The organism is Bradyrhizobium sp. LB13.1 (assembly GCF_054056815.1).
This window is the reverse complement of record NZ_JBSRYQ010000001.1, coordinates 7,537,781-7,550,984: the sequence shown is the minus strand read 5'-3', so window position 1 is coordinate 7,550,984 and position 13,204 is coordinate 7,537,781. Positions and strand designations below refer to the sequence as shown.

15 protein-coding genes are annotated in these 13,204 nt (G+C 64.0%); 7 read left to right on the top strand and 8 right to left on the bottom strand.

Annotation, left to right across the window (positions count from 1 at the left end; all coding sequences use genetic code 11):
• Positions 1 to 7: 7 nt before the first annotated feature.
• Positions 8 to 718 (top strand): RibD family protein, encoded by a 711-nt coding sequence (locus tag ACVWYI_RS36645; RefSeq protein WP_456664415.1) that lies wholly within the window; start codon positions 8 to 10, stop codon positions 716 to 718.
• 9 nt (positions 719 to 727) lie between these two features.
• A complete protein-coding gene (locus ACVWYI_RS36640) occupies positions 728 to 1,999 on the top strand; it encodes a flavin monoamine oxidase family protein (protein WP_456664414.1) in 1,272 nt (423 codons plus the stop codon).
• A gap of 58 nt (positions 2,000 to 2,057) precedes the next feature.
• Here ACVWYI_RS36640 and ACVWYI_RS36635 read toward each other — a convergent pair whose 3' ends face one another.
• The 7 genes from ACVWYI_RS36635 to ACVWYI_RS36605 form a co-directional block, all read right to left on the bottom strand.
• Entirely contained in the window at positions 2,058 to 2,372 is a 315-nt protein-coding gene (locus ACVWYI_RS36635) for a hypothetical protein (protein ID WP_354050408.1), read from the bottom strand.
• 177 nt (positions 2,373 to 2,549) lie between these two features.
• The gene (locus tag ACVWYI_RS36630) at positions 2,550 to 3,119 is read right to left on the bottom strand and encodes a cysteine hydrolase family protein (protein ID WP_247351276.1); all 570 of its coding nucleotides are present in this window, start codon (positions 3,117 to 3,119) and stop codon (positions 2,550 to 2,552) included.
• A gap of 144 nt (positions 3,120 to 3,263) precedes the next feature.
• Entirely contained in the window at positions 3,264 to 3,611 is a 348-nt protein-coding gene (locus ACVWYI_RS36625) for a DUF3088 domain-containing protein (RefSeq protein ID WP_247351274.1), read from the bottom strand.
• Positions 3,612 to 3,697: 86 nt separating this feature from the next.
• Positions 3,698 to 4,276 carry a hypothetical protein gene (locus tag ACVWYI_RS36620; RefSeq protein ID WP_247351271.1) on the bottom strand — a complete coding sequence of 193 codons (579 nt, stop codon included), beginning with the start codon at positions 4,274 to 4,276 and terminating at the stop codon, positions 3,698 to 3,700.
• A 195-nt stretch (positions 4,277 to 4,471) separates the two neighbouring features.
• Positions 4,472 to 5,785, bottom strand: a complete 1,314-nt coding sequence (locus tag ACVWYI_RS36615) for a tetratricopeptide repeat protein (RefSeq protein WP_247351269.1) — start codon at positions 5,783 to 5,785, stop codon at positions 4,472 to 4,474.
• On the bottom strand, positions 5,775 to 6,812 hold the full coding sequence (locus ACVWYI_RS36610) for an aldo/keto reductase (protein ID WP_456664413.1): 1,038 nt from the start codon (positions 6,810 to 6,812) through the stop codon (positions 5,775 to 5,777). Before ACVWYI_RS36610 ends, ACVWYI_RS36615 begins: the two co-directional genes overlap by 11 nt.
• A 164-nt stretch (positions 6,813 to 6,976) precedes the next feature.
• A complete protein-coding gene (locus ACVWYI_RS36605) occupies positions 6,977 to 7,402 on the bottom strand; it encodes a PaaI family thioesterase (RefSeq protein WP_247351264.1) in 426 nt (141 codons plus the stop codon).
• A 68-nt stretch (positions 7,403 to 7,470) separates the two neighbouring features.
• Here ACVWYI_RS36605 and ACVWYI_RS36600 point away from each other — a divergent pair, with 68 nt between their 5' ends.
• On the top strand, positions 7,471 to 8,100 hold the full coding sequence (locus tag ACVWYI_RS36600; protein ID WP_456664619.1) for an NUDIX hydrolase: 630 nt from the start codon (positions 7,471 to 7,473) through the stop codon (positions 8,098 to 8,100).
• 71 nt (positions 8,101 to 8,171) lie between these two features.
• A complete protein-coding gene (locus tag ACVWYI_RS36595; RefSeq protein WP_247351259.1) occupies positions 8,172 to 9,386 on the top strand; it encodes a hypothetical protein in 1,215 nt (404 codons plus the stop codon).
• Between the two features lie 144 nt (positions 9,387 to 9,530).
• Here the strand turns inward: ACVWYI_RS36595 and ACVWYI_RS36590 are convergent, their stop codons facing one another.
• Complete coding sequence (locus ACVWYI_RS36590) at positions 9,531 to 9,848, bottom strand: hypothetical protein (RefSeq protein WP_247351480.1); 318 nt, start codon at positions 9,846 to 9,848, stop codon at positions 9,531 to 9,533.
• Between the two features lie 233 nt (positions 9,849 to 10,081).
• Between ACVWYI_RS36590 and ACVWYI_RS36585 the strand changes: the two genes are divergently transcribed.
• The 3 genes from ACVWYI_RS36585 (at position 10,082) to ACVWYI_RS36575 (ending at position 13,108) form a co-directional block, all read left to right on the top strand.
• A complete protein-coding gene (locus ACVWYI_RS36585; RefSeq protein WP_456664412.1) occupies positions 10,082 to 11,167 on the top strand; it encodes an IS5 family transposase in 1,086 nt (361 codons plus the stop codon).
• Positions 11,168 to 11,331: 164 nt separating this feature from the next.
• Positions 11,332 to 11,841, top strand: a complete 510-nt coding sequence (locus ACVWYI_RS36580; protein WP_456664411.1) for a hypothetical protein — start codon at positions 11,332 to 11,334, stop codon at positions 11,839 to 11,841.
• Positions 11,842 to 12,160: 319 nt separating this feature from the next.
• Positions 12,161 to 13,108: a TAXI family TRAP transporter solute-binding subunit gene (locus ACVWYI_RS36575; RefSeq protein ID WP_247351256.1), complete on the top strand. Its 948-nt coding sequence runs from the start codon at positions 12,161 to 12,163 to the stop codon at positions 13,106 to 13,108.
• The last annotated feature ends 96 nt before the right edge of the window (positions 13,109 to 13,204 follow it).

Sequence of the window (13,204 nt, the reverse complement as noted above, 5' to 3'; positions counted from 1 at the left end):
GATTCGCATGAAGCCCTACGTGATCTGTCTGATGCATTCCAGCCTGGATGGCCGCACGCATCCCAGCCGCTGGCGCCCGAAGGCGGCAGGGACGGACTGGTTCGAGAAGATCCATGACGAGCTCGGCGGCGATGCCTGGGTGATCGGCCGCGTCACCGGCTCGGAGTTCGCCAAGGGCAAGCCCTATCCCACGACGACGGACGCGAAACTTCCGCGCGAAAACTGGTTCGCGCGACGCGACGCGAAAACCTATGGCGTCGTGCTCGATGTGCAGGGCAAGATCGGCTGGGGCCGCTCCGATATCGGCGGCGATCCGATCGTCGTGGTGCTGACCGAGAGCGTCTCCGATTCCCATCTCGCCGGGCTCCGCCGCGAGCGCGTGTCCTATATCTTTGCCGGCAAGTCCGAGATCGACCTCGCGCTGACGCTGGACATTCTCAATCGCGAGCTGGGCGTGAAGCGCTTGCTGGTCGAGGGCGGCGGCGTCGCCAATGGCGCATTCCTGCGTGCCGGCGTTATCGACGAATTCAATCTGATCCTGAGCCCTGCGATCGATGGCGCGAAGGGCGCACCCTTCGTGTTCGATTCGACCGACGCGGACAGCGAGCAGCGCGCGCCACTGACAGCGATGACGCTGGAAAGCACGCGGGCGCTGGGCGGCGGCGTGCTGCTGCTGCGCTATCTCATCCAGAACGACCCACAGGCAGCGGGCACGTAAAGCATCGGCATGCCGGGACAATCAGAGCACATCGTCATCGTCGGCGCCGGCGCGGCCGGCCTGACGGCGGCCCGCGAGCTGGCGCGCACCGGCAGGACGGTGACGATCCTGGAGGCGCGCGAGCGCTGCGGCGGTCGCATCCATCCGCTGTCGACTTCGGAGTTCGGTTATCCCGCCGATGGCGGCGCCGAATTCGTCCACGGTGAGGCGCCGGTTACGCGCGCGTTGTTGCGTGAGGCCGGGCTATCCCTTCAGGGGATCGAAGGCGAGCGGTGGAGCTTTGACGGCGCAGACATCATGCGTGAGGATCGCCACGATCCGCATGAAGCGGAGCTGCAAGCCGTGCTTCGGGAGTTGAACGACGACCTCACCGTCGCCGAATTCCTGCGCCGGCATTTTGCCGGGGATGATTATGCGCCGATGCGCCATTCGATCGAGCGAATGGTCGAAGGCTACGACGCGGCCGACCCCGAGCGCGCCTCCACGCTGGCGCTGCGCGAGGAGTGGATGCACGGCGGGCACTCTCCGCAGGCGCGCATCGATGGCGGCTATGGTGCGCTGATTGACTTCCTGGTGGCGGAGTGCCGCAGGCTTGGCGTGATTTTTCGCTTCGGTTGCGTGGTGTTGGCGATCGAGGAGGCCGGCGGCACGATGGCGGTCCGCTGCGCCGGCGGCGACGTGCAGGGCTGCGATCGTGTGATCCTCACTGTTCCGTTGCCGTTGTTGCGCGACATCGCGCTTCCGGAGAGCGCACGCGGGAAAGCCGCGGCTGCCGACGAGATCGGCTTCGGCAACGTGATCAAAATCCTGCTGCGCTTCTCACGGCCATGGTGGCGCGAGCGCAAGCAGGAGCTCGCGAACACGACCTTCCTCCTCTCGGACGAGACGATCCCGGTGTGGTGGACGCGATATCCGGACCTGCATCCCGTGCTCACCGGCTGGTTCGGCGGCCCGCGCACGGCAGCGCTGTCGCATCTCGATCCGCAAGCGCTGATCGATGCCGGGCTCGATTCGCTGGCGGCCATTTTCAAGCAGCCGCGCGAAGAGATCGCGCGCGAGCTCGTGGCGTCCGCTGCGACCAACTGGGCGCACGATCCCTACGCTTGCGGCGCCTATTCCTGGGCGACGCCGCGAACGCGCGAGGCGCAAACGATCCTTGCGCGCGCCGACAGCCCGGTGCTGTTCTCCGGCGAGGCGCTCTATCGCGGAGCCGACATGGGCACAGTCGAAGCGGCGCTGGCGAGCGGTCTGGAGACGGCGCGTATGATCTTGCGGGGATAGCTGACGAGCAAGAAAAAGGCCCGCATCCCGCGGGCCCCTCGTCTTACCGGCCTGCGTCTTACCAGCGGCTGCCGCCGAAGCTGAACGTCACGCCGGGACCGCCGCGGCCGTAAGCTCCGTACGGTCCTCCGCCGTAATAGCCGTGATGCCGCGGGTAATAGCCGTAGCTGCGGTAGTGCGGACGATGATAGCCACGATGGTGGTGAGGACGCCAATGCTGGCGATGGCCATAGTGGTGCCTGTGCTGCGCGCTGATATCGGTCGATTGGCCTTGCGCGTTCTGCTTCGCACTTGAATTGTTGGCCGCGTTTGCCGCCGTCCCGCCGGCAAGCGCCGCGGCACCGACGGCCATCGCGACAAAGAGATACTTCATGTCATCACTCCAGTTGAATGTCGTGTGACAACAGATGGGCAGGCTGCGCGTTCCAGCCAGTGCGGGCGTCGAAACGACGCAGTTCATCGACGCAGTTCATGGATGTATGATTCGCGCGACTGTGTGCGTTTCGTGAGATTTATTGTCGCATCACCGGCGTAGATCGCAACTCTGCCATCAGTCTGCCGCGAATGACGCAACCACGTCATCGGTAGTGACGATGCGTGCGAATTCGCCGTTGAGATTCGACAGCGTCATCGCATGGATCTCCTCGGCGGAATGCTTGTCGCCATCCGGCCCGACCCGCTCGAACGTCCAGGTCGCATCGCGCACCAGATGCGCGTCGAAGCCGAGATTTCCGGCCATCCGCGTCGTCGTCTCGACGCAATGATTGGTGGTGGCGCCGCAGATAACGAGCGTGCCGATGCTGCCTGCGCGCAAGCGCTTTTCCAGATCGGTGCCGATGAAGGCGCTGTTGACGCGCTTGACGATCACCGTCTCGCCCGGCTGCTCGCGCGCCTCGTCCTTGACGGCGTAGCCGGAGTTTTGGGGAAGAAACGACGATGTCGGCCTGGTGCCCTCATGACGGATGTGGAAAATCGGCGCACCGCCGGTTCTGAACGCCTTCAGGAGATCGGCAATGCGCGCCACCGCATCCGGATTGTTGCGCCGCTTGCCCGCTGCTTCCCATTCGTCGAACGCACGCTGGACGTCGACGACGATGAGGGCGGGGAGGGGGTGAGGCATCAGGAGTGGCTTTCGGACTTGCTTGCTGCACCGACTATGCGAGGCGAAGAAGACAACGCGCAATGTCAATCTTCCCTCGTTTTACGACGGCAGGTCCGTAGCCCGGATTTCGCTGCGCTCCTTCGGGCTACGCGCCCACACCCATCACGGATGCGGATCGGGAAAACCGTGGCGGTCGGAGAGTGCGGCGAGGATTGCGTCTTTGTCGGCAATGAACGCGCGGCCCTGATGGCTGCCGGTTTGGTGCGGCGAGGTCGCTCCGTCAGCCAGCACGAGCAGCGGCAGCGACTGGTTCTCCTCGCCGACCAGCGCGATCACTGGCTGCCGCGGGCGCGGCCACGCGATGCGTTCGACGTCGAGCTTCTCCGCGAGCTGCCGAAACGAAACCAGCACGCCCTCGATCAGCGCGCAATGCCAGCAATAGAAGCGGTGTCCCGGAAAGGCCGGATCCTCGAAACCGGGGCGCAGCAGAAACAGGCGGTCGCGCGTCATGGGTCGCTCCGAAGCATGGCCGCGATCATACACAAATGACTGATGTCCGGGGTATGCGCTCCGGTTTTCGTCAGGACAGGATGCCGCTACTTGAACGGATCCTGGATCGACGGCGCCGACTGCCTGATACGACGCACGCTCACCGGCGTGCCGTCGGAGACGAACAGCAGCTCGTAGCGACGCCCTTCGCTGTCGGTGGCCGAGCAGGTCACGTCTGTCACCTTCTTGGCGGCGAAATTTCCGGTCTGCCGGCAAACTCCGGTGGAGGTCTGCTCGGCCGGCACCGGCAGCCCGTCGACCTTGGGACGGTCCTTGGAGTTGAGCAGCATGCGGTCGATCGGCAGCTCGTAGGAATTGTCGTCGGCGCGCTTGCCGTTCTCGCCGGAGAACGACACGACGTGGTTGCCATCGGAGGGATCGTCGACTGCGACCGCGAAATTGACCCGGCCGCTGCCGCCATGGGCGTAGGCCACCGTCTTGCAGGCGAAGGTGCGGCCGGCGACCTTCAACGTCTTGCAGTGGCCTGACATCAGCGCCAACAGGTCGATAAAAGCGGTCTGCTGTCCGAGCGGGTTCTTGACGGCGATCGGCGCGAAAGATTCGGCAAGACAAGGGCTTGCCAAGGCGAGAAGGGCGGCAGCGAGCACTGGGCGGCAGAGGCGCATCGGAAGGCTCACATGCCTGGGAACCACGGAAAAGTTCCGTCCAATAACCAGCGAACCGCAAATTGGTTGCGATCCCGTTTGTTCTGCCGAACCCGCCTGGAATACCACCGCGTCACCCCAACGGCGATTTGCCCTGTCGCCAACCCATTCCCAGCTGGCACTTTCCGTCAGCCGGGTGTTTTTTTCGTGGCAAGGCTACCCCATCGCCGCCTGCCAGCACGCATCGCGCAAGGATGGGCGGCGGTGCAGGCGGGCATCGAGCAGGGCGCGGGCGCGGGGCAGCTCGCCGCTGCGCATCAAAGCGACAATAAAGGTGTCCTCGATCAGCTCGCGCTGGGCATGGCTGCCGCCAAGGCGCACGACCTCGCTGAGAACCGGCGCGAGCATTTGCACGCATGCCGCGTAATTCTCGTCCGCGAAGGCTGCCAGGGCGCGGCAGACCGCCGGCACCACGGGACCCGCCGGCAGCTTGCCCTCAGTGAGCCGCTGCTCGATCACGGCAAGGCGCGCGGCGAGCGCCTCGCGATTTTGCGTCGCAGCCGCGAACAGCGCCATGTGGATGTCGGCGAAGGGCAGGCTCGATTTCGGAAACAGTTTTTGCGCGTTGTCATCGCCTTCGACCCACAGCGCTCTCGGCACCGCGTGGCCGTAAGCCGACAGGCGCCAGAGCAGGGACGCGGCGTCGGTGAGGACGTTGAGCGGCGGCGCCTGTGTGGCCTGCGGCTGCAGCACATCGGCATAGATCGCAAGCGCCCGCGCGGCATCGCCATGCTCCAGCGCGCCGAGCGCCTGATGCCAGCGGATATGGCCGTGCAAAATTCCGGCGCGGTCGTAAGAGGGGATCCAGTCGTCGACGAGCCGATCGGCCGCCGCGATCGAACCGTCCTCGAACATCGCATGCAGCACGGCGTGCGCGGCATGGGCATTCTGCCGGCGCAGGTCGAAGCCGCGCTCGGTAACGCCGCGGCCGCGCGCGATGTCGCCGTTCTCGGTCATCGCCCAGCCGTACATCGTGAGGAACCACCAGTCCTCGCCATAGTGATGGGCGACGCGCTCGCACAGCTCTTGCCGCGCGCGGTCGTGATCGGCCATGCCGGAGAAGGCGAACAGGCCGAACGCGCCGAGCGGCAGCGACAGCACCAATGCGTCGCGCGGCCACGCCTCGACGTGCTTCATCGTCGCCGCGATCGCCTCGGGCAGCCGGGCCTCGATTGCCAGCGCCAGCGTCTCGACATGCGAACGCTCGCGTTCCGTGCCGTGTTTCGCAACGAGCCCGCGCGCGAGCGCCGCCCTGCCTCGCGCGAGATCGCCCTGCTGGTAGAAGGCATGGACGCGGGCGCGGGCGATATGGGGAAGCGCGAAGTCCGGATCGGCCGCAATCGCGTGCTCCAACGCTTCCGCCGTGCCGGTCCAGCCCGCCAGCATGAGATCGATGCCCTCGCGATAAGCGCTTGCCGCTTCATGCGAGGTGGTGGAGAGCGGCAGGCCGTAGCGGTCGTCAAGCGCCATCGTCGTCTCCGCGATTTAAAGCCGTCCGCGCGCGGCGGCCCTCGATCGGATAGGCGGGGTCGTTGTAGCCCGGCGTCGAGGGATGGCCCGGCGTCACCAGACGGTCGATCAGCGCCTCATCATCCGCAGTGAAGCGGTAGTCGAGCGCGCTGATGTAACCGTCCCATTGCTCCTCGGTGCGGGGGCCGGCGACGATCGAGGAGACGAAGGCGGAGTTCAGCACCCAGGCGACCGCAAACTGGCCGGCGGTGATGCCCTTCTTCTCGGCATGGGTCTTGATCTCCTGCGCGAGCTGAAGCGATTCCGGCCGCCATTCCGTTTGCATCATGCGGGTGTCGTTACGGCCCGCGCGCGTCTCCTTGTCGGGAGTTGCATCGGGCTTGTATTTGCCGGTCAGCACGCCGCGCGCCAGTGGGCTGTAGGGCACGATGCCGAGGCCGTAATAGGAACAGGCCGGGAAGTGCTCGACCTCTGGCATGCGGTTCATGGCGTTGTAATAGGGCTGGCTCACCGCGGGCCGGTCGATGCCGAGCCGGTCGCAGATGTTGCAGATTTCGGCGACACGCCAGGCGCGGTAGTTCGAGACGCCGAAATAGCGCACCTTGCCTGCGCGGATCAGGTCACCCATCGCGCGCACCGTCTCTTCCAGCGGCGTCGCATGCTCTTCCTTGTGCAGATAGTAGATGTCGATGTGATCGGTGCCGAGCCGCTTCAGGCTTTCATCAGCTGCCTGCAACACCCAGCGCCGCGACAGGCCGACACGGTTTGGATCGGTGCCCATGGGGTTGGCGAGCTTTGTCGCAAGCACCCAGGCATGGCGGTTGTTGCCGATCGCGCGCCCCACGACCTCTTCGGATGCACCCTTCGAATAGGCGTCCGCGGTGTCGATGAAGTTGATGCCGGCCTCGTGTGCTTTCGCGATGATGCGCTTTGAGGCAGCTTCATCGGTCGGCCCGCCGAACATCATGGTGCCCAAACAGATCGGCGACACTTTGAGGCCGCTGCGGCCGAGCTGGCGGTATTGCATGGGCTGGCTCCTCAGTGCTTCATTGGCCAACAGCATATCCACCTAGCTCCGTCATTGCGAGCGCAGCGAAGCAATCCAGAGATGCATCCGCAGAAAGAATCTGGATTGCTTCGCTGCGCTCGCAATGACGGAGTTGGGCAGCGGTGGCGGCCTGATCAATCGACCTACCCCGGCCCCTTCAAAATCTTGAACACGCCATTTGCCATCACCACGCAACGGCCATCCACCGTCACCTCGGTGCTCATGAAGACGAGACTGCGCGTCGAGCGTACCACGCGTGGGCGGGAAATCAGGATGTCGCCGATCTGGCCGGCTTCGACGAAATGGGTGTCGAGCTGTACCGTCGCCATGAACTCCTTGCCGGAGACGTAGCGGGCGGTCATGCCGCAGGTGCGGTCCGCGAACGTCATCATCACGCCGCCCTGGACCATGCCGCGGCGGTTGTGGTGCTTGTCCTCGGTCGCAAGGGCGAATTCGTATTGGCCGTCGACCTTGCGCTCCCACAGGGGACCGATCAGGTGCATGAAGCCCGTGGTCTCCAGGATGGTCCAGCCGTCTGACTTGAGCCTTGCGGCCGTCTTGTTGGTCATGTGGTCGTCCATTCCTGCGCGGGCCTTGCGATCTCATTTCATCGGGGCCGGACGTGGTGTAGTCAAGCATCATGAGACCGTTCGACGATGCCACACGACGGAATATCGCGGCCGCCTGCGCTGCCTTCACGCGGCTGCCGGAGGATGAAGCGCCGGCGGCGTTGAAGCGTGCCGCAGTGGTGGTTGCGCTGACCGCGGCCAGCGAGAGCGATGACACGGCGTTACTGCTCACGCTGCGTGCATCGCATCTGCGCGCTCATCGCGGCCAATGGGCCTTGCCCGGCGGACGCTGCGATGCTGGCGAGACGCCGATCGAAGCGGCGCTACGCGAACTCGACGAGGAGCTTGGCCTCCGTCTCACCAGTGCAGAGGTGCTCGGCACGCTGGACGATTATCCGACCCGCTCCGGCTATCTGATCACGCCTGTCGTGGTCTGGGCCGCCGACAGTGTTGCGATCGAACCAAATCCGGACGAGGTGGCTTCGGTTCACCGCATCGCTCTCGCGACGATCGAGCGCGACGACGCCTTCGATTTCGTCGCGATCCCCGAGAGCACGCGCCGTGTGATCCGCTTCCATCATCAGACGAGCCTGATCCACGCACCGACGGCGGCGCTGATCTACCAGTTCCGCGAAGTACTGGCGGGACGGCACACCCGCGTCACCGAGCTGGAACAGCCGGTATTCGCCTGGAAGTGATGCAAGAGACGAAAAAAGAGGTAAACGGCGCGTTAACGTGACGGTTACCGGCTAGCTGCTAAGAAGGCGGCATGCATCGATCGATTCGAAATGCCGTGAGGCTGGTTCCACTCGCGTTCGTCCTGCTCGCGCCCGCCGCGCGCGGTAGCGAATCCGACGCGCTGCCGCCGGCCGTCAGCAATGCCAGAGCCCAGCTCTTGTCGCAGTTCTTTGCGCAGGGTGGAGCGTCGCCGGCGGTGCTCGAGTATCGCCGCAAGCTGCAGGAATATCAGGCGGCACGCGGCGCCTTCGATGAGGAGGCCGGCGCCTATTGGAGCCAGATCTCCGAGAAGCGTCGTGGCCGCAACGCCAAGCGGCGCAGTGGACAGCAGGTCGCGCTAGAGGACTACGTGCTGGAGCATCCGCCGCTCTATAACGGGCCGAAGCGACCGGTGAATCCGGAGCCGGAGGAAACCCCGGACCGTCCCACCAGAAAGCCGATACCCGTCGTCGCCGATCTCTTGCGCGCGGCGCAGGAGCTCTACCAGTTCACGCCGCAACGGCCGTCCAGCGAAGTCGAGTTCAAGCGCGTCTATGCACGCTACGCGCTGGCCTCGGGGCTGACGCGCGAGCAGACGGTGCGGGTCTATGCGTTCGAAACCGGCGGAACCGGCAATTACGACGTGCAGGCGGGCATCGAGCATGGCGGCAAGCGCGCGATCTCGACCGCGATGGGATACAACCAGTTGCTGACCACAAACAGCGTCGAGCTGCTGGCCGAGCAGGGCCATGAACTCATCCGCGCGCTTTCCGACAAGGTAGCGCGGACCTCGGGACCGGCGCGCCAGTCGCTCGAGCACAAGCTCATGGTTCTGAAGAAAATGGTGGCGCATGCCAAGTCGGTGCCCGACACCTGGTCGGAGCATGAGAAGATCGGCAACACCGCGCAAGGCTGGGCCATGCATGCCATGGTGCTCGACATCGATATCGGGCCGATGCTGCAGACCCACAAGCTGCTCACCTCGGTGCTGTTCGCGCGCACCAAGGGGTACAGCCGTCCGCTCACTGCCGCCGAGCTCGAGATGATGAACCTCACCGGCGACGGCACCGGCCTCGACATGGTGACGATGCCGCAGGCGATGCGCGAGCAGGTGCCGACCTCGAACTTCTTCCAGCGCGGCGGCTACGAGCGCAACCCGGTCGCGATCCGCCACAACACGGTGGCGAAGCTGCTGGCGGTGACGGATACGCGGATGGACAGCAACAGCAACAATGCCGGCGCGCGGGAGCTGGCGGGGGCGTTTTAGCTGGCGTCAGAACAGGTCGATGTCATGCCCCGGCTCGATCGGGGCATCCAGTACGCCGCGGCTTCTCCGTATCCCCATCACGGCCTCTGGAATACTGGATCACCCGCTTTCGCCGGCGATGACACTGAGTGTAACGCGCCGCCCCTACTGATCCGCCCCGAACTTGAACTTGCCGTCGCCTTCCAGATAAGGGCCGCTGCGCATGTAGAGCTGGCCGTTGTGGCCGATGAAGAACAGCGTGCCCTTCGGCACCTTCTTGGCACCCTTCAGAAGTTCGCCGGCATTGCTGGTGCCCATCTTGTAGGAGAAGGTCTTGCCTTCCTTGTCATAAGCATAGCCCGTGTCGGGCTTCAGCTCCCACGGCGTGGCCGCGGTCTGCGCCGATGTGGGAGCCGCGAACGTGCCGAGCACTGCTACGAGTGCAGCCGAAACAAGTGCAAATGTCTTCTTTGGAAATATCATCATCCATCCTCCCCGCCATTGGGGTTGCCCGTCTTGAACAAATCACGAACGGCATTTACAGGTCAACCTGCGTAAGTGCCGCAGCGCATCACGTCTTGCCCAGCAGTTGTGATTTTCCCATCGTCCCCGCGCGACTATGTTCCGCTTTCCGTCTAGCAGTCTGCTGAAAAACCGCCTCGCCAGGGAGGGGACTTGATGATTCACTTTATCATCTCGAATCGGCGGAGACGATCATGCGCGGCAGGTTTACGGATCAGGGCGGCCTGTTTTCGTACATCGCGCCGGATAAGCGCGTGCCAGCGAACCATCCGCTGCGGAAGGTCCGGGAACTTGTCCGGGATGTTTTGAATGATTTGAACCGCAGCCTTGGAGAGCTATACGCCAGCGAGGGACGTCCTTCGATCCCTCCGGAGCAATTGCTGAGCGCCTTGCTGCTGCAGGTGTTCTACGGCATCCGCTCGGAACGCCAGCTGATGGAGCAACTGGACTACAATCTTTTGTATCGCTGGTTCGTGGGACTGTCGCCGGACGATCCGGTCTGGGACCCGACCACCTTTACCAAGAACCGGGAGCGGCTGCAGAACGGCGATGTGTTCACGAAGTTCATGACCAGGCTTCTGAACCATTCTCAGGTCAAGCCGCTATTGTCGGACGAGCATTTTTCGGTGGACGGAACGCTGATCGAAGCCTGGGCTTCGCAGAAGAGTTTTCGCCCCAAGGACGGCAGCGGCGACGATGATGACGGCGCCAACTTCCATGGCCAGAAACGCAAGAACGACACCCATGCGAGCACCAGTGACCCGGACAGCAGGCTTTATCGCAAGGCGGCCGGACGGGAGGCCAAGCTTTGCTATATGGGCCACGCCACCATGGAGAACCGGCATGGGCTGGCGGTGGCCGGCAGGGTCACGCATGCCAATGGCACCGCCGAACGCCGGGCTGCGGAGGTCATGCTGAAGGCGAGACGCAAAGCCGCAGGTCGCCGCATCACGGCTGGTGAGGACAAGGCGTACGATACGGCCGATCATGTCGCCAACCTTCGCGCTATCGGCGTGACGCCGCATGTGACACAGAACCAGGCCATCACCAAAACCGGCAAGAACCGTAACAGCGCGATCGACGAACGAACCACGCGGCATCCGGGATACGGCATGTCGCAATCACGCCGGGCGATGGTCGAGTGCATTTTCGGATGGGGCAAGCAGCATGGCACCATGCGCAAGACCAAACATCGGGGCATCGCTCGCGTCGCCGCCGACTTCCTGCTTAATCTGATCGCCTATAACCTGATCCGAATTCCCAAACTGCTCGCCGCATAGCCACCCCGCGCCGGGGCACACTCAATACCAAGCTAGAAATTACATCCAACTCTACCGCGCCGCTCCAAAAACGACCGGCGGAAAAATGAAAATTCTCCATTTCAAGGTTTTTCAGCAGACTGCTAGAACGCAATTCGACAAAATATTGGGTAGGGATGATTCGGATGCACCATGTCATTAAAGCCTGCTGGGCCGCCGCGCTGCTGCTGACGGCGCTGGCGCCGGCCGCCCGGGCCGATGACTACCAGCTCAGCCACAACCAGCGGATTTCGTGCAGCCGCGGCCTGGCCCCGGGCAAGCTCAACACCGCGACCTGCAAGTCCTACACCTACCTCTTCAATACCAAGACTTCGGAATATTTCCGCTGCCAGGTCTCGCTGGCGCTGACCCGTGACAACAAGGAAGTCATCAACGTCCAGACCGACGGCGGCTGCACCAAGAAGCCGCGCGTCTTCGAGACCGACGGCCATTACGATTTCGACGCGACCGAGACCGAGCCGCCTAACACCAATTCGTTCTTCGGCCCCGGCGGCTACTCGGTCTGGGCCGCCGACGTCAGCGCGCAGAAGGTCCGCGGCTGCATCATCATCTCCTCCGGCCTCGGCTCCGACATCTCCAAATGCCTGGACATGACCTTCTCCAATGAGGGTTTGCCAGTAAGGGCTTGCCAGTGACGGTGCGTTCCCTCCTCGCTTGCGAGGGAGGTTGGGGAGAGGGGGTATCCGCAATGGGATAACCCCCAGAGGAGAAAGCCCTCACCCGGCGCTTCGCGCCGACCTCTCCCGCACGCGGGAGAGGTTGCACCGAGCCTGCTGCGTGAGTGATTGATCCCACGTAAGCGTGTCTGGCTGCGCCACCTCGCCGCACCTGCCCGGTTCCCCAAAAATCAAGCCAGGACAGCCATTTACCGCAGTCCTGTTTTGACTTTTGGATGGGTTGACCCGCTCCCCTCATCCGGCCAACTTCCCGGCCGGTTTGGGGAGTGGAAAGATCATGAAACGAACGATTTTCGGCGTGGCCGCGGCTCTTGCTCTGGCGGCGTCGGCACCTTGCGCGCAGGCGCAATCCTTCATCAATGTGCTGACCGGGGGTACCTCCGGCGTCTACTACCCGCTCGGGGTTGCGATCGGGAAGATCTACGGCGACAAGATTCCGAACGTGAAGACGCAGGTGCAGGCCACCAAGGCGTCGGTCGAGAACCTGATCCTGCTCCAGCAGGGCCGCGGCGAGCTGGCCTTCACGCTCGGCGACTCGCTGAAAGCGGCCTGGGACGGCGAGGAGGAGGCGGGCTTCAAGACCAAGCTCGACAAGCTCAGGACCATCGGCGCGATCTATCCGAACTACATCCAGATCGTCGCGACTGCCGAGAGCGGCATCAAGACGCTGGCGGACCTCAAGGGCAAGAGCCTGTCGGTCGGCGCGCCGAAATCGGGCACGGAGCTCAATTCGCGCGCGATCCTGGCGGCGGCCGGCATGAGCTACAAGGATCTCGGCAAGGTCGAGTATCTGCCGTTTGCCGAATCCGTCGATCTCATGAAGAACCGCCAGCTCGGCGCGACGCTGCAATCGGCCGGCCTCGGCGTGGCCTCGCTGAAGGATCTCTCGACCTCGAGCCCGATCACGGTGGTGTCGGTGCCGAAGGAGACCGTCGACAAGATCGGCCTGCCCTTCATCGCGGCGACCATTCCCGCCAACACCTACACCGGGCAGGACAAGGACGTGCCGACCGCGGCCGTGGTCAACTATCTCGTCACCAGCTCGGCGGTGTCGGACGATCTCGCCTATCAGATGACAAAGCTGGTCTACGAGTCGTTGCCCGAACTCGCCAATGCGCATGCGGCCGGCAAGGAGATCAAGCTCGAGACGGCGGCCAGCGGCAGCCCGGTTCCGCTGCATCCCGGCGCGATCCGCTATTACAAGGAAAAAGGGCTGATCAAGTAAGGTCGGCCCTCATTATCGGACGTCATGGCCGGGGCAAAAGCGCGAAGCGCGTCTTCGCGCAGATGTCCCGGCTGTCCACGTTCTAAGGCCAGGCGA